Annotated in this window: 18 protein-coding genes; 6 read left to right on the top strand and 12 right to left on the bottom strand. The window is 72.6% G+C overall.

Annotation, left to right across the window (positions count from 1 at the left end; genetic code table 11):
* Window positions 1-92 precede the first annotated feature (92 nt).
* On the top strand, window positions 93-332 hold the full coding sequence (locus ACIPJY_RS15360; RefSeq protein WP_400465360.1) for a hypothetical protein: 240 nt from the start codon (window positions 93-95) through the stop codon (window positions 330-332).
* Window positions 333-335: 3 nt separating this feature from the next.
* On the opposite strand, the gene ACIPJY_RS15355 is transcribed toward ACIPJY_RS15360, so the two are convergent.
* Entirely contained in the window at window positions 336-863 is a 528-nt protein-coding gene (locus ACIPJY_RS15355; protein WP_400465357.1) for a gluconokinase, read from the bottom strand.
* Between the two features lie 112 nt (window positions 864-975).
* On the opposite strand from ACIPJY_RS15355, the gene gndA reads away from it, so the two are divergent.
* Window positions 976-2,433 (top strand): NADP-dependent phosphogluconate dehydrogenase, encoded by a 1,458-nt coding sequence (gene gndA, locus ACIPJY_RS15350; protein WP_400465354.1) that lies wholly within the window; start codon window positions 976-978, stop codon window positions 2,431-2,433.
* A gap of 70 nt (window positions 2,434-2,503) precedes the next feature.
* Here gndA and ACIPJY_RS15345 read toward each other — a convergent pair whose 3' ends face one another.
* Window positions 2,504-3,100, bottom strand: a complete 597-nt coding sequence (locus tag ACIPJY_RS15345; protein ID WP_400465352.1) for a hypothetical protein — start codon at window positions 3,098-3,100, stop codon at window positions 2,504-2,506.
* A gap of 257 nt (window positions 3,101-3,357) precedes the next feature.
* On the opposite strand from ACIPJY_RS15345, the gene ACIPJY_RS15340 reads away from it, so the two are divergent.
* Window positions 3,358-4,860 carry a molybdopterin-dependent oxidoreductase gene (locus ACIPJY_RS15340; RefSeq protein WP_400465890.1) on the top strand — a complete coding sequence of 501 codons (1,503 nt, stop codon included), beginning with the start codon at window positions 3,358-3,360 and terminating at the stop codon, window positions 4,858-4,860.
* Between the two features lie 153 nt (window positions 4,861-5,013).
* On the opposite strand, the gene ACIPJY_RS15335 is transcribed toward ACIPJY_RS15340, so the two are convergent.
* The 10 genes from ACIPJY_RS15335 to ACIPJY_RS15290 form a co-directional block, all read right to left on the bottom strand.
* Entirely contained in the window at window positions 5,014-5,793 is a 780-nt protein-coding gene (locus ACIPJY_RS15335) for a putative protein N(5)-glutamine methyltransferase (RefSeq protein ID WP_400465350.1), read from the bottom strand.
* Between the two features lie 8 nt (window positions 5,794-5,801).
* The gene (locus ACIPJY_RS15330; protein ID WP_400465347.1) at window positions 5,802-6,779 is read right to left on the bottom strand and encodes a ribose-phosphate diphosphokinase; all 978 of its coding nucleotides are present in this window, start codon (window positions 6,777-6,779) and stop codon (window positions 5,802-5,804) included.
* Window positions 6,780-6,870: 91 nt separating this feature from the next.
* Window positions 6,871-8,298, bottom strand: coding sequence for a bifunctional UDP-N-acetylglucosamine diphosphorylase/glucosamine-1-phosphate N-acetyltransferase GlmU (glmU, locus tag ACIPJY_RS15325; protein ID WP_400465344.1), 1,428 nt, complete (start codon window positions 8,296-8,298; stop codon window positions 6,871-6,873).
* A 356-nt stretch (window positions 8,299-8,654) separates the two neighbouring features.
* On the bottom strand, window positions 8,655-10,028 hold the full coding sequence (locus ACIPJY_RS15320; protein WP_400465341.1) for an MFS transporter: 1,374 nt from the start codon (window positions 10,026-10,028) through the stop codon (window positions 8,655-8,657).
* Window positions 10,029-10,241: 213 nt separating this feature from the next.
* Window positions 10,242-11,309, bottom strand: a complete 1,068-nt coding sequence (locus tag ACIPJY_RS15315) for an NAD(P)-dependent alcohol dehydrogenase (protein ID WP_400465338.1) — start codon at window positions 11,307-11,309, stop codon at window positions 10,242-10,244.
* A complete protein-coding gene (locus tag ACIPJY_RS15310; protein ID WP_400465336.1) occupies window positions 11,306-12,616 on the bottom strand; it encodes an ROK family protein in 1,311 nt (436 codons plus the stop codon). The genes ACIPJY_RS15315 and ACIPJY_RS15310 overlap by 4 nt, the downstream gene beginning before the upstream one ends.
* A gap of 11 nt (window positions 12,617-12,627) precedes the next feature.
* A complete protein-coding gene (locus ACIPJY_RS15305) occupies window positions 12,628-13,653 on the bottom strand; it encodes a sugar phosphate isomerase/epimerase family protein (RefSeq protein WP_400465333.1) in 1,026 nt (341 codons plus the stop codon).
* Window positions 13,654-13,732: 79 nt separating this feature from the next.
* Entirely contained in the window at window positions 13,733-14,818 is a 1,086-nt protein-coding gene (locus tag ACIPJY_RS15300; RefSeq protein WP_400465887.1) for a Gfo/Idh/MocA family protein, read from the bottom strand.
* Window positions 14,815-15,510 (bottom strand): ThuA domain-containing protein, encoded by a 696-nt coding sequence (locus tag ACIPJY_RS15295; RefSeq protein ID WP_400465884.1) that lies wholly within the window; start codon window positions 15,508-15,510, stop codon window positions 14,815-14,817. Before ACIPJY_RS15295 ends, ACIPJY_RS15300 begins: the two co-directional genes overlap by 4 nt.
* Window positions 15,511-15,530: 20 nt before the next feature.
* Window positions 15,531-16,712, bottom strand: a complete 1,182-nt coding sequence (locus tag ACIPJY_RS15290) for a Gfo/Idh/MocA family protein (protein ID WP_400465330.1) — start codon at window positions 16,710-16,712, stop codon at window positions 15,531-15,533.
* 130 nt (window positions 16,713-16,842) lie between these two features.
* Here ACIPJY_RS15290 and xylA point away from each other — a divergent pair, with 130 nt between their 5' ends.
* The 3 genes from xylA (at window position 16,843) to ACIPJY_RS15275 (ending at window position 20,626) form a co-directional block, all read left to right on the top strand.
* Complete coding sequence (gene xylA / locus ACIPJY_RS15285; RefSeq protein ID WP_400465327.1) at window positions 16,843-18,036, top strand: xylose isomerase; 1,194 nt, start codon at window positions 16,843-16,845, stop codon at window positions 18,034-18,036.
* Window positions 18,036-19,505 (top strand): xylulokinase, encoded by a 1,470-nt coding sequence (gene xylB, locus ACIPJY_RS15280; RefSeq protein ID WP_400465324.1) that lies wholly within the window; start codon window positions 18,036-18,038, stop codon window positions 19,503-19,505. The genes xylA and xylB overlap by 1 nt, the downstream gene beginning before the upstream one ends.
* Before the next feature lie 116 nt (window positions 19,506-19,621).
* Window positions 19,622-20,626 carry an acetylxylan esterase gene (locus ACIPJY_RS15275; RefSeq protein WP_400465322.1) on the top strand — a complete coding sequence of 335 codons (1,005 nt, stop codon included), beginning with the start codon at window positions 19,622-19,624 and terminating at the stop codon, window positions 20,624-20,626.
* Window positions 20,627-20,710 lie beyond the last annotated feature (84 nt).

The following is a 20,710-nucleotide window of genomic DNA, read 5'->3' as shown; positions in this document are numbered from 1 at the left end:
GTGGGCTCGCAGGACGGACGCGAGCCCGGCCTCCCGACCGGAGCCTTGGAGGGTCGCAACTGCGACATCCGAACCGCCCTCAGGAGGCCGTCATGCTCACCACTCTCGCCGTCGCCGCGCCCTACATGCACGGTGGCGGGTTCCCGTTCTTCGTCTTCCCCGCGTTCTTCTTCCTCGTGTTCCTGGTGGTGTTCCTGGTCTTCGGCGTCTTCCGGCGCGGCAGCTGGCGGGCGCTCGCCGACGCACGGTCGGTGCTGGCCGACCGGTTCGCCCGCGGTGAGATCAGCGCCGACGAGTACCGGTCCCGCCTGTCCGAGCTCAGCCGGAAGTAGCCGTCAGGGCAGGACGGCCAGGATCGCCGCGACGGTCTCGTCCACGGAACCGTGGATCGGGATCGACGCGGCGGCCTCGTCGTCCTCGGGGCGCTCCAGCGTGGCGAACTGCGAGTCGAGCAACGAGTTCGGCATGTACTCGTGGTGCCGGTGGGTCTGCCGCTCGTGCACGAGCTCGCGCGAGCCGTCGAGGTAGGCGATGAAGAGGTCGGGCGCGGTCTCCCGGAGGCGGTCCCGGTACGCCCGCTTCAGCGCCGAGTTGGCCATCACGCAGCGGTCCCCGCCGGCCTCGACCTCGGCGATCCGCGCCGCACAGGCGTCGAGCCACGGCCAGCGGTCCTCGTCGGTGAGCGGGATGCCCTGCCGCATCTTCTCCTTGTTGGCGGCGGGGTGCAGCCCGTCGGCGTCGACGAACTCGCACGACTCGCCCCGGTCGCGCAGGGCGGCCGTGAGGGCTTCGCCGACCGTCGACTTGCCGGAGCCGGAGACCCCCATCACGAGCACGGGCGGTCGGACGGATCGGTCGCTCATCCCTCCACCGTAGGGAACTCGGTGAACGTCTTCCACAGGTTCCCGTAACACCGATGCGGTCCCAGCCCGGGGACCGTAGGTTGGTCGGAAACGTCAGGACAAAGGAGTGGACGTGGCTGACAGCAACGAACAGGCGAACATCGGCGTGGTCGGTCTCGCCGTCATGGGGTCGAACCTCGCACGCAACCTCGCGTCGCGTGAGGGCAACACCGTCGCGGTGTACAACCGCACCTACGCACGAACCGAGGAACTCCTCCAGGAGCACGGTGACGCCGGGTTCATCGCGTCGGAGGACATCGACGGCTTCGTCGCCTCCCTGTCCAAGCCGCGGACCGCCATCATCATGGTGCAGGCCGGCAAGGGCACGGACGCCGTCATCGAGCAGCTCGCGGAGAAGTTCGAACCGGGCGACATCATCGTGGACGGCGGCAACGCGAACTTCCACGACACCATCCGGCGCGAGCACGACCTGCGCGAGAAGGGGCTGAACTTCGTCGGGACCGGCATCTCGGGCGGTGAAGAGGGCGCCCTGAAGGGCCCGTCGATCATGCCCGGCGGCTCCGCCGAGGCGTGGGAGACGCTCGGCCCCATCCTGAAGTCGATCGCCGCGGTCGCCGAGGGTGAGCCCTGCGTGACCCACATCGGCACCGACGGCGCCGGCCACTTCGTGAAGATGGTCCACAACGGCATCGAGTACGCCGACATGCAGCTCATCGCCGAGTCGTACGACCTGCTCCGCCGTGTCGGCGGCCTCAGTGTCGAGGACCTCGTCGCGGTCTTCCAGGAGTGGAACGGCGGCGACCTGGAGTCCTACCTGATCGAGATCACCGTCGAGGTCCTCAAGCAGCAGGACGCCGACACCGGCAAACCCCTCGTCGACGTCATCCGCGACGAAGCGGGTTCCAAGGGCACCGGCGTGTGGACCGTGCAGAACGCGGTCGGCCTCGGCATCCCGGTCTCCGGCATCGGTGAGGCGGTGTTCGCCCGCGCGGTGTCGTCGAAGCCGTCGCAGCGCGCAGCGGTCCAGAAGTCCATCAAGAACCGCCCGTCCATCGCCGAGGTACCGGACACCTTCGCCGACGACGTGCGTGCGGCGCTCTACGCGTCGAAGGTCGTCGCGTACGCGCAGGGCTTCGACCTGATCATCGCCGGAGCGAAGGAGTACGGCTGGGACATCGACCTCGGCAACATCGCGAAGATCTGGCGCGGTGGCTGCATCATCCGCGCCCAGTTCCTCAACCGCATCGTCGAGGCCTACGCCGAGAACCCGGAACTCGAGTCGCTGCTGGTCGACCCGTACTTCGCGAACGCGGTGGCCGAGGGCGAGGCCGCCTGGCGCCGCATCGTGGGCATCGCCGCGGCGTCGGGGATCCCCGCGCCCGGGTTCTCGTCCGCGCTGTCGTACTTCGACTCGCTCGCGTCCGATCGACTCCCCGCGTCGCTCATCCAGGGGCAGCGCGACTTCTTCGGTGCGCACACGTACCAGCGCATCGACAAGGACGGCACGTTCCACACGCTGTGGTCCGACGACGACCGTCGAGAGGTCGAGCAGGAGCCGTCCACGCACTGAAGCTCGCATGCTCGGAACGGGTCCCGCCACACGACGGGGCCCGTTCTGCGTACGGTGCCCGCGGCGGCCGTCAGGCGACGATGCGCTCCCGCGCCAGCTCGGCCAGCAGGCGTTCGAGCTTCGGTCCGCGACCGAGCAACCGCCGGGAGCCCGGGGCGGTCCGGACGTAGAACGTGGCGACCGCGATCGAGTCGTCGGCGCGGACGTAGTGCATCGCGATCGCGCAGGCGTTCCGGTCCCCGGGCGTCGGGACGTCCTCGAGCCCGACGTGCATGACCCGGCTCCACCGGATCACGAGCAGCCGGGTGGCGCGTCGTTCGTCGAGTTCCCACAGGGATGCCTCGGTCGCACCGAACGCCCAGGTCACGCGGTGCCCGAGGGTGACCTCTGACCGCGACTCCTCGACCATGGTCCGGAGCTCGTTCGTGGGAGCAGCCGGGACCAGCCACACCGTCGGGTCGATCCGGCGGATCGCCAGCGCGAGCGATTCGTCCTCGCGTCGGCGCCGGATGCCCTGCATGCGGAGCACCCCGGCCAGGATGACGCCGACACCGAGCGCGATGACGACCACCTCGGCGATGCCGAACGCGGTGAGGTCGGCCTCGGGGGTCCGTGCGACGACGATGATCCGCGCCACGAGCAGCGCTGCCCACACGCCGACGATCACCCAGCGCACGATCGAGAGACGCTGGGCCGGAGATCTCGTGTGCCGGGCACGTCCGTCCCGTGGGACACGGTCGGGTCGGCTCAGCACACCCTGATCCTCGCACGCCGCACCGAGCGACGACACCGAGGAGGGGTGAACGCACGGCAACCCGCTGGCACGAACCGTTCACAGGACGACCGACCTACGATCGGGACGTGCCCAGCAGTGGAACCTCGCTCCGGCCACGCCTGCTGGCCGCGGTCACCGGTGTCGTGGCGATGCTCGCCTTCCTCGGCGCGGCCGAACTCGGCGCGCTGGTGCTCGGCGGGGCCGGCAGCCCACTCGTCGCAGTCGGCTCGGCCGTCATCGACCTGGCCCCGGCCGGCGCGAAGAACACGATGGTCGCCCTGTTCGGCACCGGCGACAAGGTCGCGCTCTTCGCCCTGATGGCGGTGCTGATGACCGCGATCTCGGCCGGCGCCGGGATCCTCGAACGAACTCGACCACCCTTCGGCGCGCTGGTCTTCGCCGCCGGGGGCGCGCTGTCCCTCCTGGCGGTGACGACCAGGTCCGGCGCCGGGACGTTCGACGGCGCTCCGAGCATCATCGGCGTGGCCGCGGCGGTCGTGGTCCTGCGTCTCGTGATGACACGGCTGCGCCGCTGGGAGCTCGTCGCGGCGACGCCGACACGATCCGGAGCAGCCCTGCCCGAGCGGCGTGCCTTCATCGCGTGGTCGGTGACCGCCGGAGCCCTCGCGCTCGTCATCGGGACCGGGGCACGGCTCGGCTCCGCGGCGATGCAGCGCGCAGCGGCCATCCGGCGAGCGGTGCACCTGCCCGCGCCGAAGACCACGGCACCGGCGGTACCGTCGGGTGCCTCGCTCGACGTCACGGGGATCACGCCCTACGTCACGCCGAACGCAGACTTCTACCGGATCGACACCGCGCTCCGCGTCCCCTCCATCGACCCGGCCGACTGGACGCTCCGGATCCACGGTGCCGTCGAGCACGAGATCGAACTGACCTGGGACGAGCTGCTGGCACTTCCCCTCGAAGAACACATGGCGACGCTGAGTTGCGTGTCGAACGAGGTCGGCGGGGACCTGATCGGCAACGCGCTCTGGCTCGGCTACCCGATCCGCGAGCTCCTCGCGAAGGCGGTCCCGACGGGCGACGCCGACATGGTGCTCTCCCGGAGCATCGACGGGTTCACCGCGGGGACGCCGCTCGACGTGCTGCGGGACACCGGCACCCAGGCGATGCTCGCCGTCGGCATGAACGGCGAGCCACTCCCGGCGGAGCACGGGTTCCCGGTGCGCATGGTCGTCCCGGGGCTGTTCGGGTACGTGTCGGCGACGAAGTGGGTGACCGAGATGGAGGTCACCCGGTTCGCCGACGCGCAGGGGTACTGGACGCCGCGCGGCTGGTCGGAGCGTGGCCCGGTGAAGCTCGAGTCGCGGATCGACACCCCTGCCGACGGCGTCACCGTGCAGGTCGGTGACCTGGTCCCGATCGCCGGAGTCGCGTGGCAGCCGCACACGGGCGTGAAGGCCGTGCAGGTCAAGGTCGGTTCCGAGGACTGGCAGGACGCCGAGCTCGCGGACTCCGTGTCCGCCGACACCTGGCGACAGTGGGTGTACCGGTGGACCGCCACGAAGGGCTCGCACGAGGTGCGGGTGCGGGCCGTGAGCACCGACGGTCAGGTGCAGACGAGCGTGCAGCGGCCCCCGGCGCCGAACGGCGCCACGGGCTGGGACACGGTGACGGTCACGGTGCGCTGAGGCGCGGCCGCGCGGCGGCGCGGCGCGCGGCCGCCGGGCCGCAGTGTGCGAGGTTCCGTACACGGTGCGAGGCCGGGGGCGGCGCACACTGTTCGGAAGCTCGCACACTGCGGGCGCGCGGGCGCGGCGCGCGGCGCGGCCGCGCGGCGGCGCTCAGGCGGGGAGCGTGGCGACGATGCAGGTGCCGTCGACGTCGTCGTCGTGCTCGATGCGCGTGACGAAGCCGGCGGAAGCGAAGGCAGCGGCGGACGTCGATGACTGGGCGACGGACACCTCGATGACGACCCCGCCACCGGGCCGCAGCCACTCCCCCGCACCGAGGGCGATCCGGCGGTGCAGCTCGAGGCCGTCCGCGCCGCCGTCGAGTGCGACGCGGTGCTCGTGGTCCCGGGCCTCGGCGGGCATGGTCGCGATCGCCTCGGTCGGGACGTACGGGGCGTTCACCGCGATGACGTCGACGACACCTCGGAACCGCTCGGGCAGCGGCGCGAAGAGGTCGCCCTGGACCACGATGCCCCGGTCGCCGATGTTCTCCGCGGCGACGTCGACGGCGTCCGGGTCGATGTCCGACGCGACGAGGTCGAGTGCCCCGACCCGCTCGAGGAGGGCGACGGCGACGGCACCGGCACCGCAGCAGAGGTCGACGACGCGGTCGTAGCGCTGCACGAGTCGGGCAGCCTGCTCGACGACCACCGTGGTGCGCGTGCGCGGGACGAAGACGCCCTGAGTCACGCGGATGCGGTGGCCGTCGAACGCCGCCCAGCCGAGGACGTACTCGAGCGGCTCCCCGGCGAGACGACGTTGCACCAGGGTGCGCAGTCGGACGGGTTCGCCGTCGCCTGCGGCCAGGAGGAGGTCGGCTTCGTCCTCGGCGAAGACGCTCCCCGCCGCCCGGAGTCGGGCGGCGAGGGCGTCACGCGCAGGGTGCGGCACGGGAGCCGTCAGGCGGCGCCGTCGAACATCGAGGTCACGGAGCCGTCGTCGAAGACCTCGTGGATGGCGCGGGCGAGCAGCGGCGCGATCGGCAGGATCTCGAGGCGGTCCCAGCGCTTGTCCTCGGGCACCGGGAGGGTGTCGGTGACGACCACGCGGTCGATGAACTCGCTCTGCAGGAGCTCGGTGGCGGGGTCGGAGAACACGGCGTGGGTCGCCGCGACGACGACGCCGATCGCACCGGCGGCCTTGAGCGCCTCTGCTGCCTTGGCGATGGTGCGACCGGTGTCGATGAGGTCGTCGACGAGCAGGCACCAGCGGCCGGAGACGTCGCCGACGATCTCGTGCACGGTGACCTGGTTCGGCACCAGCGGGTCGCGGCGCTTGTGGATGATGGCGAGCGGCGCACCGAGCTTCTCGGACCAGATGTCGGCGACGCGGACGCGCCCCATGTCCGGCGAGACGACGGTGAGCGTCGACGGGTCGAGGATCTCCTTGAAGCGCTCGAGCAGGACGGGCATCGCGAAGAGGTGGTCGACCGGGCCGTCGAAGAAGCCCTGGATCTGTGCGGCGTGCAGGTCGACGCTCATGATCCGGTGGGCACCGGCCGCCTTGAACAGGTCGGCGACGAGTCGCGCCGAGATCGGCTCGCGACCGCGGCCCTTCTTGTCCTGGCGGGCGTAGGGGTAGAACGGCGCGACGACCGTGATGCGCTTCGCCGAGGCACGCTTCAGCGCATCGACGATGATGAGCTGCTCCATGAGCCACTCGTTGATCGGTGCGGTGTGCGACTGGATGACGAAGGCGTCGCAGCCGCGGACCGACTCGTCGAAGCGGACGTAGAGCTCACCGTTCGCGAAGGTCCGGGCGTCGGTGGGGACCAGGTCGACGCCGAGTTCCTCTGCGATCTCCTCGGAGAGAGCGGGGTGCGCTCGCCCCGAGACGAGGACGAGTCGTTTCTGGCCGGTCGTTTTGATTCCGGACAAGTGCCGTACTCACTCCCTGACCCCGAGGGGCCGTGTGTCCAGGGCCCGTCACCGAGCCCTCTTGTGGCGGCGGATCGCCGTCGAGAAGGTGTCATTCGCCTCGCGCGCGCCGAGCTGCCTCGGCCGCCGGCGTGCCGGGTCGGTGTTCTTCGACCCAGTCGTCGGTGTTGCGCTGTGGGGCGTAGCTGATCGCGAGCGACCCAGCCGGTACGTCCTTGCGGACCGTCGTACCTGCACCGGTGTACGCCCCGTCCCCAATCCTAACCGGGGCGATGAAGACGTTGTGCGACCCGGTGCGGACGTTCGACCCGACCTCGGTCCGGTGCTTGTGCACGCCGTCGTAGTTCGCCGTGATCGTGTTCGCCCCGATGTTCGAGTCCTCTCCTACTTCGGCATCGCCGATGTAGGACAGGTGCGGGACCTTGCTGCCCCGGCCGATCTTCGCGTTCTTGGTCTCGACGAAGGTGCCGATCTTGCCGCCGTCGCCGAGGATCGTGCCGGGGCGGAGGTACGCGAACGGCCCGACCGAGGCGCCGTCACCGATGACCGCGAGCGTGGCGTCGGTGCGGTTGACGGTGGCACCCACGCCGACCTCGGTGTCGCGGAGCGTCGTGCCCGGACCGACGACGGCACCAGCGGCGATCGCCGTCGCGCCGATGAGTTGCGTGTCCGGCAGGATCTCGGCGTCGGCTTCGATCGAGACGTCGAGGTCGATCCAGGTCGACGCCGGGTCCTGCACGGTGACGCCGGCGAGCTGGTGTCGGCGGACGATGCGGGCGTTCAGCACGCGGGCGGCGTCCGAGAGCTGCGAGCGGTCGTTGATGCCGGCGAGGACCCAGGGGTCGTCGAAGGTCACGACGTCGACGCGACCGCCGTCGGCCGCGATGAGTGCCGGCACGTCGGTGATGTACTTCTCGCCCTGCACGTTCGCCGTGGTCAGCGTCGGCAGCACAGTCCGGAGGTGGGTGAGGTCGAACGCGTAGATCCCGGCGTTCGTCTCGGTGATCGCGCGCTGTTCGTCGGTGGCGTCCTTGTGCTCGACGACGCCCGCGAACCCGCCGTGCTCGTCGCGGAGGATGCGGCCGAGGCCGGTCGGGTCCGGGGCGATCGCGCTGACGAAGGTCGCCGCGTTGGCACCGGAGTGGTGCACGTCGACGAGGCGACGGAGCGACTCGGCTTCGACCAGGGGCACGTCGCCGGAGAGCACCACGACGGCACCGTCGAAGTCGGCGGGCAGGGCGGCCACGGCGACCTCGACCGCGCGACCGGTGCCCGGGACGTCGTCCTGGTCCACGACGATGGCGTCCGGCATGCGCTCCGTGACCTCGGCCGCGACCAGCTCGCGCTCGTGCCGTACGACGACCGCCACGTGCGCGGGCTGCAGCGATTCAGCGGTGCGCAGCACGTGGGCGATGAGGGGCAGCCCGGCGAGCCGGTGGAGCACCTTCGGAGTGGACGACTTCATGCGCGTGCCCTGCCCGGCGGCGAGGACGACGACGGCGATCCGCTGGTCGGTCATGTCCCCATCCTGGCGCACCGGGGCCTCCGAGGACGAGCCGACCACGGCCCTGTGCAGAACCATGCGCGGATCCGCAGCCTGTGGACGGACTGGTGCCGGGCCTCCCGTCCGATGTGCGGCGGACCCGGTCCATGTGTCCGTACGAGTCGACACCGCAGAAGTCGATCGACGGGGGTCCTGTCGAAACATGCAGCCGCATCCAGTGCGTCCGCAAGAGTCGACACCGCAGAAGTCGATCGACGGGCGTCGTGTCGAAACACTTGCGCCGCCCGCCGCCGCGGCCGCGCGGCGCGCCCGCGCCCGCGCCCGCGCCCGCGCCCGCGCGCGCGCCGCGCCGCGCCGCGCCCGCCCGCGCGTCAGCGCCCCGCGCGCCCCTCGTCCCGGACGAACGCCATCAGCACCAGGCCCACGAGGAGCACCGCGACGATGCCGATGATGCCGAAGCGCGTCGACCCGCCGATCGTCACCGCGATGCCGAACATCGCCGGCGCGATGAACGCCGCCGCACGACCGGTCGTGGCGTACAGCCCGAAGAGCTCGCCCTCTCTGCCCGGGGTCGCGAGGCGGGTGAGGTACGCCCTCGAGGACGCCTGCACCGGCCCGACGAACACGCACAGTGCGAGCCCGAGCACCCAGAACCCCGCGGGGGCGCTCCCGACGAAGAGCACGGCGGTGCCGCAGACGACGAGCCCGACGAGCGACACCGTGATGAGGGCCCGGGACCCGAAGCGGTCGTCGAGCCTGCCGGAGAGCGCCGTGGCGACCCCGGCCACGACGTTCGCGACGATGGCGAACACGATCACGCCCGAGGCGGTGAACCCGAAGACCTGCGCGGCGATGATCCCGCCGAAGGTGAACACCGCGCCGACGCCGTCCCGGAAGACCGCGCTCGCGACGAGGAACGCGAGGACGTTCCGCCGCTCACGCCAGAGCCGGGCGATGTCCCGGCCGAGGTCGCGGTAGGCGGAGAAGAGGGTGCCGGTGCGGGTCTGGTCGGCGGGGGCCTCCGGGATGACCAGGAACAGCGGGACCGAGCTGACGGCGAGCCAGATCGCGGCGATGCCGATCGCGACGCGGACGTCCCACTGCCCGGTGGCGACGGTGGCGGGCAGGTTCAGGAGCCCCGCGGTGCCGGACCCGCCGAAGTCCTGGATGCAGAGCACGAGCAGGACCACGAGCAGCACGATGCCGCCGAAGTACCCGGCAGCCCACCCGATCGCCGAGACGCGGCCGGTCCGCGGGCCGGAGGCGACCTGCCCGAGCATCGCGTTGTAGCCGACGCAGGCGATCTCGTACGCCACGGTCCCGATGCCGATCAGGGCGGCGCCGAGCACCAGGAAGGGCTGGCTCGGCGCGACGAAGACCATCGCGCCGATGCTCAGCGCGATGCCGATCGTCGCGATGAGCACCGAGCGGCGGCGGTGCCCGGACGAGTCCGCGAGGCGTCCGACCGCCGGGGCGACGAGCGCGACGACGACGCCCGCGATCGTCAGCGCGGCGGAGACCACGGCCGCGTTGTGCGCGAGCTCCCGCTCGACGGCCTGGCGGGCCGCGGCGGAGGAGTCCTCTGCGGCGACCAGGGCCGGGTCGACGAACGCGCGGCTCGCCAGGTAGGTGCTGAAGACGAACGTCGTGACGACGGCGTTGAACGCCGCCGAGCCCCAGTCCCACAGGGCCCAGGACACGAGGGCGCGGCGATCGGTGCGCTGCGGCGGCGGAGCGACGGTCATGCGCGAACCGTAGCGCGTCCGGGTGACGCTCCGGTGGCCCCGTTCCGGGTCACGGACCGGACGGGAGGCTCGGTGCCGGTGGCGAGCCGAGCCTCCAGTCCGCAGTGTGCGAGGTTCCGTACTCGGTGCGAGACGCGGAGGCTGCCACCGTGTACGGAACCTCGCACGCTGCGGGAGCGCGGCGCGGCGCGCGAGCGCAGCGCGCGGCGCGCGCTACGCGCGCGGCACGCCGGACGGGTAGACGACGGACTTGAGGGATGCCGGGTCGGTGTCGCTCTCGAGGGCCTCGCGGACGTCGTCCAACCCGAAGCGGCCGGTGACCAGCGAGTCCAGGTCCACCTGGCCAGACGCCACGAGCTCGATCGCGACCGGCCACGTGCCGGTGTAGCGGAAGATCCCGGTGACCGTGACCTCGAGGTTCTGGATGTGCTCGACGGGCAGCGTCATCTCGGAGTTGCCGAGCCCGACCAGGACCGCCGCGCCCGCAGGACCGACGGCGCGGATGCCGTCCGCGACCGCACGGGGTGCCCCGCTCGCGTCGATGAACGCGTCCACCGGAGCGATGTCGGACGCGACGGACACGACGGTCGGGTCGACGACCTCGGTCGCCCCGTAGGACAGTGCGCGCTCCCGGCGCTCGGCGACGAGGTCGCTGATCACGATGCGCGACGCACCGAACGCCCTGGCGGCCTGTGCGCAGATGATGCCGATCGGACCGGCGCCCGCGATGAGGACGGAGGATCCGGGGACGATGCCCGCCTTCCGGACGGCCGCGATGCCGACGGAGAGCGGTTCGAGGAGGGCGCCGGCCTCGAACGAGACGGTGTCGGGCAGCGTGTGGGCGAACTCCGCCTCGATCGTGACGAACTCGGCGAAGGCCCCGTCCACCGGCGGCGTCGCGTAGAAGCGCATGTACGGGCAGAGGTTGTACCGGCCGGCGAGGCACTGTGCGCACCGGTGGCACGGGCGCTGCGGTTCGATCGCGACGCGCTCCCCCATGCGGGCCTCGTCGACGCCGTCACCGACCGCGACGATCGTGCCGGAGAGCTCGTGGCCGAGGACGAGGGGCTCCTCGACGACGAAGTCGCCGATCCGGCCGTGCCGGAAGTAGTGCACGTCGGAGCCGCACACCCCGACGGCGGCGACCCGCACGAGCACGTCGCCCGGGTCGACGGCGGGGACGGGGCGGTCCTCGACAGTGAGGTCGTCCTGGCCGAGCAGGACGCTGACGCGCTGGGTGCTGCCGTGCTGCGTGCTGCCGTGCTGCGTGGTGGTGGTCATGGGGTGGTCGCTTCCTGGTGGGTGTCGGAGTCGGAGGGGGTGGGAGCCGTGCCGGGCCGGTCGGTCCCGGGCCGGTCGGGCGCGGGCCGGTCGGGCGCGGGGCGGTCGGGCGCGGTGCCGGGCCGGTCGGTCCCGGTGGTGGCGTGGGCCGGGTCGGCGCGCTGCGGGTCGTCGAGCAGGTCGCGGAACCCGAGCTCGGCCGCCCCACGGAGCAGCACGTCGGCGCCGAGCGCGGTGGGCACGATCCGCACCCGGTCCGCCATCGCGGCCATCGACTGCGCGCGCACCGCGGTGACGATCCGGTCACCGACGTGTCCGAGCAGGACGCCGAGGAAGCCGCCGAGGACGACCACCTCGGGGTTGACCGTGTGGATCGCGTTGCGGAGCCCGGTGGCGAGCGCGGCGACCTGGCGGTCGACGACCCGGTCGACCTCGGGCCCCCCGGCGTCCAGCGCGGCGGCGAGGGCCGGCAGGTCGTCCGCGTCGACGCCGGTGACGGCGACGAGAGCGGCGCGGGAGGCCTCGGTCTCCAGGCAACCGAACGCGCCGCAGTGGCAGCGGATGCCGTTGTCCGCCACGAAGGTGTGCCCGAGCTCGCCCGCGTAGCCGTCGGCGCCGCTGAGGGGCCGGTCGGCGCTGATCACGCCGCCGCCGATGCCGCTCGCGCCGCCGTTCAGGTACACGAGGTCGCGGACGCCCCGGCCGCTGCCGTACAGGTGCTCGGCCCGCGCGCCGAGGTTGGCGTCGTTCGCCACCCGCACGGGCCGTCCGGTCGCGGCGGCGAGCGGCGCGGCGAAGGGCTCGTCGCGCCACCCGAGGTGCGGGGCGTACCGGACCAGGCCGTCCTCGACGCGGACGGTGCCGGGGATCGAGACGCCGATGCCGACCGTGCGGAGCGGCCGCATCGCGTCGCGCAGGCCGTCGAGCAGCCCGGCGACGATGCGCACGGCCTCGGCGGCGGTCGGGCGGTGGTCGGTGTGCTCCGTGACGCGGTGCCGGATGCTCCCGTCGAGGCCGACGAGTGCCACGGTGACGGCGTCGATCTCGACGGTCACGGCGACGGCCACGACGTCCGGGGAGGCGCGGACCACGGGGCTCGGACGCCCGACGCCCGGCGCACCGGCGCTCTCGGACTCGCGCACGAGCCCCAGGGCGACGAGCTCGCCGACGAGCGCCAGCGTGGTCGACCGGTTCAGCCCCGTGCGCCTGGTCAGTTCGGCGCGCGTCAGCGGCCCGTCCTCGTGCACGATCCGGAGCACGCGGGCGGTGTTCCGCCGCGGCCGGTCGGCACGCACGTCGGCTGGCATCGTGACCCCGCTCACCGGGACTGCGAGAACGCGGCGTCGAAGGCGGCGTCCGGTGGGGCGATGGTGCCGAGCCGCCGGACGAACGCCAGCGCCTCCGGGCCGCCGACGAGCCGGTCCATGCCGGCGTCCTCCCACTCAACGCTGGTCGGTCCGGCGTACCCGATGTGGTTCAGCACGCGGAACACCCGCTCCCAGGGGACGTCCCCGTGGCCGGCCGTGACGAAGTCCCAGCCACGGCGCGGGTCGCCCCACGGCAGGTGGCTGGCGAGCCGTCCGTTCCGGCCGTCGAGCTGCTTGACCGACTCCTTGCAGTGCACGTGGTAGACCCGGTCGGCGAAGTCGAGCAGGAACGCGGCGGGGTCGAGGTCCTGCCACACGAAGTGCGACGGGTCGAAGTTGAACCCGAACGCCGGGCGGTCGGCGAAGACCTCGAGCGTGCGCTTCGCGGTCCAGTAGTCGTAGGCGATCTCGGACGGGTGGACCTCGAGGGCGAAGCGGACCCCGACCTCCTCGAAGACGTCGAGCACCGGGGACCAACGGTCGTGGAAGTCCTGGTACCCGGCGTCGATCATCCCCGGCGGCACGGGCGGGAACCCGGCGACGGTCTTCCAGATCGAGGACCCGGAGAACCCGGTCACGGTGTCGACGCCGAGCGCGGCGGCCGCGCGGGCGGTCCACTGCAGTTCCTCGGCGGCGCGCTGCCTGACCCCCTCCGGGTCGCCGTCGCCCCACACGTGCGGGGGCAGGATGTCCTGGTGCCTGGCGTCGATCGGGTCGTCGCACACGGCCTGGCCGACCAGGTGGTTCGCGATCGTCCACACGCCGAGGCCGTGCTCCGCGAGGATCCGGTGCCGGTCGGCGACGTACGCCGGGTCGGTCGCGGCGCGCCGGACGTCGAGGTGGTCGCCCCAGCAGGCGATCTCCAGCCCGTCGTACCCCCAGTCGCCGGCGAGCCGGGCGACCTCCTCGAAGGGCAGGTCCGCCCACTGGCCGGTGAACAGGGTGACCGGCCTGGAGGCTCGTGGTCCGTCCGTCATGCTGCTTCCTTCCGTCTCGTACCGGTCCCGGCGCCGTCGCCGGGTCCGGTCCCGGCGCCGTCGCCGGGTCCGGTCCGTGTCACCAGGTCTCCGGTCGTGCACCGAGCGGGACCGTGGCCGGCCGTTCCGGCCGGGAGGCCACGGGCACCACGGTGTGCTCCCGGGAGGCGGTCGCAACCGCTTCCATCACCTCGAGCACGTGGTACGCCAGGTCCCCGGACGCCCGGTGTGGACGGTCCGTGGCGATCGCACGTGCCATGTCGGCGAGCCCGTACCCGCGCCCGGCGTCGGCGTAGCCCGCGCGCACCGGGAGCTCCCGCCACGTGCGGTCGTCGGCGGTGGCGATGGACGCCGTCTCGGAGAACGCGTTCGGGTCCGGCACGGCGAGTGTCCCGGCGGTGCCGTACACCTCGAAGAGCGGGGACCGGGTCGCCCAGACCTCGAAGGAGACGGTCACCGTGGAGACGACCCCGTTCTCGTGCTCGAGGACCGCGGCCACGTGCGTGTCGACGTCGACTGGGATCGGCGTGCCGGCGGCCGGGCCGGTGGCGACCGTGCGCTCGCGGGTCGACCGGGTGGCACTGCCGCTGACCCGGACGACCGGACCGAAGAACGAGACCAGGCTGGTCAGGTAGTACGGCCCCATGTCGAGCAGCGGACCGCCGCCCGGCTGGTAGTAGAACGCGGGCGCCGGGTGCCACAGCTCGTGGCCGGGGGCGCTCCACGACACCGCCGCGCCGACCGGGGTGCCGATCATCCCGTCGTCGAGTGCCGCGCGGGCGGTCTGGATGCCGGTGCCGAGCACGGTGTCCGGGGCGCTGCCGACGCGCAGGCCCGCGGCACGGGCGTGGTCGAGCACCGGCGCGGCCTCGGCGGTGGAGGTCGCGAGCGGCTTCTCGCCGTAGACGTGCTTGCCCGCGGCGAGCGCCCGCTCGGCGACCTCGGCGTGGGCCGCCGGGATCGTCAGGTTGAGCACCACGTCGACCTCGTCGTGCGTCAGCAGCTCGTCGACGCCGAGTGCCAGGACGCCCTGCTCGCTGGCGACCGCCGCCGCGCGCTCGGTGTCCAGGTCGGCGACCGCGGTCAGGCGCAGGTCCGCCAGGTCGGGCAGGTGCTGCAGGTACTGCCGGCTGATGTTGCCGACGCCGACCATGCCGACCCTCATCGTGCTGCCCACAGGAGTCCCCGTTCGATGACCGTGCGGAGCGGCTGGGACTCGACGACCTCGAGACGGTGGCCGGGCGCCGAGACGAAGACCCGGCCGTCGCCCCACTGCCGGGTCCAGATCGCCGGCGCGGTGACCGGACGGTTCCAGGCGTCGAAGTCGCGCGCCGCCTGCGTGGTCGTCGCCAGCACGTCGTTGTACTCGTCGGAGAGCACCCAGTACTGCTCGGTGACCAGGTCGAAGTCCTCGATGCCCCGCGTGATCGGGTGCTCGCGGCCGACGTCGGTGATGTGCACCGTGTACGAGATGTAGTTGTCCGACTGCTCGCCGGTGCGCTCGGACGGGTGCTTGCCCGCGTGGTGCGCGAACTGCCCGCCGATCATGTGCAGGTAGTCGGCGGTGTTCCGGAACGCATCCGCGATGCCGCCGTGCCAGCCGGCGAGCCCGGTGCCCGCGAGCACGGCCCGCTGCAGTCCGGCGAACTCGTCGTCGGCGATCGTCGACATCGTGACGACCTGGACGACCAGGTCCACGGTGTCCATCACGGACGCGTCGGCGTAGACCGCGGTGGAGTCCTCGATGCGCACGTCGAACCCGTGTTCCCGCAGGAACGGGACGAACGCGTCGGTGGTCTCGACGGGTTGGTGCCCGTCCCACCCGCCTCGGACGACGAGTGCCTGGCGCTGCTGCATGGTGTCCTTCCGGGGGTCGGTCACGGGATCGCCGTCCAGCTGCTGCCGTCGGCGGCGCTGCGTTCGACGGCGTCGAGCACGCGCTGCACGTGCAGGCCGTCCGCGAACGACGGCGAGGGGTCGGTGCCGGCGACGATCGCGTCGACGAAGTCCTTCACCTGGTGGCTGAAGGTGTGCTCGTACCCGATGAGGTGCCCGGTCGGCCACCACGCAGCCGCGTAGGGGTGTTCGGGTTCGGTGACGAGGATCCGCCGGAATCCCTGCTCGCCGGCCGGGGCCGAGGACTCGTAGAGGCGGAGCTCGTTCATGGCCTCGAGGTCGAACTGGATCGCACCCTCGGACCCGCTGATCTCGAGCGTCAGGCCGTTCTTGCGTCCGGTGGCGTAGCGCGTGGCCTCGAACGTGCCGATGGCACCGTCGGCAGCGCCGCCGCCGAGCCGGCCGATGAAGAACGCGGCGTCGTCGACCGTGACCTGGCCGCGCTCGCTCGACGCGGTGCCGGACAGCCCGACGCCGTCGGCGAGCAGGGGGCGCTCGGTCACGAAGGTCTCGAGGGTGCCGGAGACGCTGGCGAGCCGGGCGCCGGTGACGTGTTCGACGAGGTCGATGGCGTGCGCGCCGATGTCCCCGAGCGAGCCGGAGCCGGCGAGCGCCTTGTCGAGCCGCCAGGTCATCGGTCCGTCGGCGTCGGTCAGCCAGTCCTGCAGGTAGAGCGCGCGGACCTGCCGGACGGTGCCGATGCGGCCGGCCTGCACGAGGTCCCGTGCGAAGGCGATCGCGGGGACCCGGCGGTAGCTGAAGCCGACCATGGCGCGGACCCCTCGGGCCCGGGCGGCGTCGGCGGCGGCGGTCATCGCCTCGGCTTCGGCCACGGTGTTCGCGAGCGGCTTCTCGCAGAGGACGTGCTTGCCGGCCTCGAGTGCGGCGATCGCGACCTCGACGTGCGACGACCCCGGGGACACGACGTCGACGACGTCGATGTCGGGGTCCGCGACGACCGCGCGCCAGTCGGTCGACGCGGCCTGCCAGCCGTACTGCACCCTGGCGGCCTCGGTGCGGTCCGGGTCGCGCCCGACGACCACCGCCATCTCCGGTTCGACCCCGAGGTCGAAGAACCTCGGGGTGGTCCGCCAGGCCTGCGAGTGGGCGGCTCCCATGAAGCCGTGTCCCACCATCGCGACCCGAAGTCGTTCCTGTGCCATCCGCTCGCTCCCTTGCGATCACGTCCTTGCCACGATCCACCCTAACGCTTATGTTGGGCGCGGCAACATTTTGCCGAGATCCGTGCGACGAGTCGCGCGGCCCCGTGTTCAACGAAGAACGGTGACAACCATGGCGACGACGCCCACCCGTGACGACAAGTTCTCCTTCGGTCTCTGGACCATCGGCTACAACGGCTCCGACCCGTTCGGCGGCCCGACCCGCCCGCAGCTCGACGTGGTCGAGGCGGTCGAGAAGCTCGACGAGCTCGGCGCCTACGGCCTGACCTTCCACGACGACGACCTGTTCGCGTTCGGCTCGACCGACGCCGAGCGCCAGACCCAGATCGACCGCCTCAAGGGCGCCCTCGAGTCGACCGGGATCGTCGTGCCGATGGTCACGACGAACCTCTTCTCCGCGCCGGTCTTCAAGGACGGCGGCTTCACCTCGAACGACCGGCAGGTCCGCCGCTTCGCGCTCCGCAAGGTGCTGCGCAACGTCGACCTCGCCGCCGAGCTCGGCGCGAAGACGTTCGTGATGTGGGGTGGCCGCGAGGGCGCCGAGTACGACTCCGCCAAGGACGTGCAGGCCGCGCTCTCCCGCTACAAGGAGTCCGTCGACCTGCTCGCGCAGTACGTCACCGACAAGGGCTACGACATCCGCTTCGCGATCGAGCCGAAGCCGAACGAGCCCCGCGGCGACATCCTGCTGCCGACCCTCGGCCACGCGATCGCCTTCATCGACACCCTCGAGCGTCCGGAGCTGTTCGGCGTGAACCCCGAGGTCGGCCACGAGCAGATGGCCGGCCTGAACTTCACGGCCGGCATCGCCCAGGCGCTGTACTCCGGCAAGCTCTTCCACATCGACCTCAACGGCCAGCGCGGCATCAAGTACGACCAGGACCTGGTGTTCGGCCACGGCGACCTGCAGAACGCGTTCTCCCTGGTCGACCTGCTCGAGCACGGTTCCCCGCAGGGCGGCGTCGCGTACGACGGCCCCCGCCACTTCGACTACAAGCCGTCCCGCACCGAGGACATCTCCGGCGTCTGGGACTCCGCCGCGGCGAACATGCGCATGTACCTGCTCCTCAAGGAGCGCGCGCAGGCCTTCCGCGCCGACCCCGAGGTCCAGGCGGCGCTCGCCGCGGCCAAGGTCGACGAGCTGTCCACGCCGACGCTGGACGAGGGCGAGTCCTACGACGCCTTCCTGGCGGACCGCTCAGCGTTCGAGGACTTCGACGCCGACGCGTACTTCGGCGGCAAGGGCTTCGGCTTCGTCCGGCTGCAGCAGCTCGCCGTCGACCACCTCATGGGCGCTCGCGGCTGATGACACTGGTTGCGGGGGTCGACTCGTCGACCCAGTCCTGCAAGGTCACGATCCGCGACGCCGACACCGGCGCCGTCGTCCGGGAGGGCCGAGCCGCCCACCCGGACGGCACGTCGGTCGACCCCCGCCACTGGTGGGACGCCCTCGGCGCCGCCGTCGCGGACGCCGGCGGGCTCGACGACGTCGCGGGCATCGCGATCGCCGGCCAGCAACACGGCATGGTCGCGCTCGACACCGACGGACGCGTGGTCCGGGACGCACTCCTCTGGAACGACGTCCGCAGCGCGGCCGCGGCCGCGCAGATGGTCGAGGAACTCGGACGGGAGGCATGGGTCGCCAGGACGGGTCTGGTCCCGGTGGCCTCGTTCACCGGCACCAAGCTGCGCTGGCTCCGCGACGCCGAGCCGGAGAACGCACGCCGGGTCGCGGCCGTGGCGCTCCCCCACGACTGGCTGTCGTGGCGGCTGCGCGGGTACGGCCCGGTCGGCGAGAGCCCGCTCGGACCCGACCTCGACGCGCTCGCGACCGACGGCTCGGACGCCAGCGGCACGGCGTACTGGGACCCGGTCCGACGGGCGTACGACGAGGCGCTGTTCGAGCTCGCACTCGGCCGGTCCATGCGGGTCGCCGGCGACCGCGGGGACGGCGACGTCGTGGTCCCCCGGGTCGTCGCGCCCGACCGGTCGATGGGCACCCTGGCGGCGGCCGTGGACCTCCCCGGTGGTCGGACGGCCCCGGGCGGACTGGTCGTGGGTGCCGGCACCGGCGACAACGCGGGGGCAGCGCTCGGCCTCGGACTCGCCGCAGGCGACGTCGCGGTGTCCCTCGGGACCAGCGGGACGGTCTTCGGCGTGACCGACACCGCGGTGGCGGACCCGAGCGGGACCGTGGCGGGCTTCGCTGACGGAACCGGGTCGCGCCTCCCGATCGTCACCACGCTCAACGCGGCCCGCGTGCTCGAGGTGATCGGCGGCCTGCTCGGCGTGGACCACGGCGAGCTCGGGCGCCTCGCGCTCGAGGCGCCGACGGGTGCCGACGGTCTCGTGCTCGTGCCGTACTTCGTCGGCGAACGCACGCCGAACCGGCCGGACGCGACCGCGTCCCTGCTCGGGATGACCCCGGCGACGACCGACCGGGAGCACCTCGCCCGGGCGGCCGTCGAGGGCATGCTCTGCGCCCTGGCGGACGGCCTGGCCGCCGTCGAGGCGTCGGGCGTGACCGTCGAGCGGCTGCTGCTCATCGGCGGAGCCGCTCGGAACGAGGCCGTCCGGACGATCGCCGCGCAGGTCTTCGGTCGGGACGTGCACCTGCCCGAACCCGGCGAGTACGTCGCCGCCGGGGCCGCGCGTCAGGCAGCATGGGCGCTGACCGGCGCGCTGCCGACGTGGGAGGTCACCACGACGACGGTCCCGGCCGACCCGCACCCGGAGGTGCTCGAGCGCTACCGCGACGCCGTCGCCGCGTCCTGACCCCTCCGACGCACGACTGCTCGCCCTGACGACGACTGCGCAGCCGCCACGCTGCGCAGTCGTCGTCCGGGCGTACGGTTCGGGCGAGCACCACTCCCACCGACGAGGACACCACCATGCCGCTGACCGATCTCCCCCTCGACGAGCTCCGCACCCACCGCCCCACCGTGCGCGTGCCGGACGACTTCGACGCGTTCTGGGCCGACACGATCGCGGCGGCCCGGACCGCCGCCGACCGCTCGGGTGCCCGCGCCGTGACCACCCCGGCCGAGACCCCGGTCACCGCGCTCGTCGTCGAGGACCTGACCTTCCCCGGCTTCGCCGCCGACCCCGTCCGCGCCTGGGTCACGCGGCCGGCCGGGGCGGGCGACGAGCCGCTGCCCGCCGTCGTCGAGTTCCTCGGCTACAACGGCGGGCGGGCACTCCCCGGCGAGCGCGTCGCGTGGGCGCTCGCCGGCTACGTGCACGTCGTGATGGACACCCGCGGCCAGGGCAGCGGGTGGGGCGGCGGCGACACCCCGGACCCGCACGGCTCCGGCCCGCACATCGGCGGGTGGATGACGCGCGGCATCGAGGACCCCGCCGACCACTACTACCGTCGCGTGTACACCGACGCGGTGCGGCTGGTCGACGCCGTCCGGACCCTGCCCGGGGTCGACCCGGACCGGATCGCCCTGACCGGCGGGAGTCAGGGCGGCGGGATCGCGATCGCGGCGGCGGCGCTGGTCGAGGCGCACGTCGGCCCGGTCACCGCGGTGATGCCGGACGTCGCGTTCCTCTGCGACTGGGAGCACGGGGCGCTCGTGGCGATGAGCGACCCGTACCAGGAGCTCGTCCGGTACCTGGCCGTGCACCGGGACGCCGCCGAGACGGTGTGGACGACGGCGTCGTACCTCGACGGGGTGAACTTCGCGGCGCGGATCACGGCGCCGGCGCTGTTCTCGGTCGCGCTCATGGACGAGGTCGTGCCGCCGCGGACGACCTTCGCGGCGTACAACGCGCTGGCCTCGACCGACAGGGCCATCGAGGTGTACCCGTACAACGGGCACGAGGGCGGCGGGTTTCGGCACTGGGAGCGGCAGGCGGCGTTCCTGCGTGCACTGTCGGAGCCGCGCGGCTGACGGCGCGGGTCTCGTCCTCTGCAGGCGGGATCCGTCCCGGCCCGAAGACCGCACCCGGAGCGCCGGGCCGCGCGCGACCGAGCG

Source organism: Curtobacterium sp. NPDC090223 (genome assembly GCF_044746585.1).
Classification (GTDB): domain Bacteria; phylum Actinomycetota; class Actinomycetes; order Actinomycetales; family Microbacteriaceae; genus Curtobacterium.
This window is presented reverse-complemented; position numbering and strand designations above follow the sequence as displayed.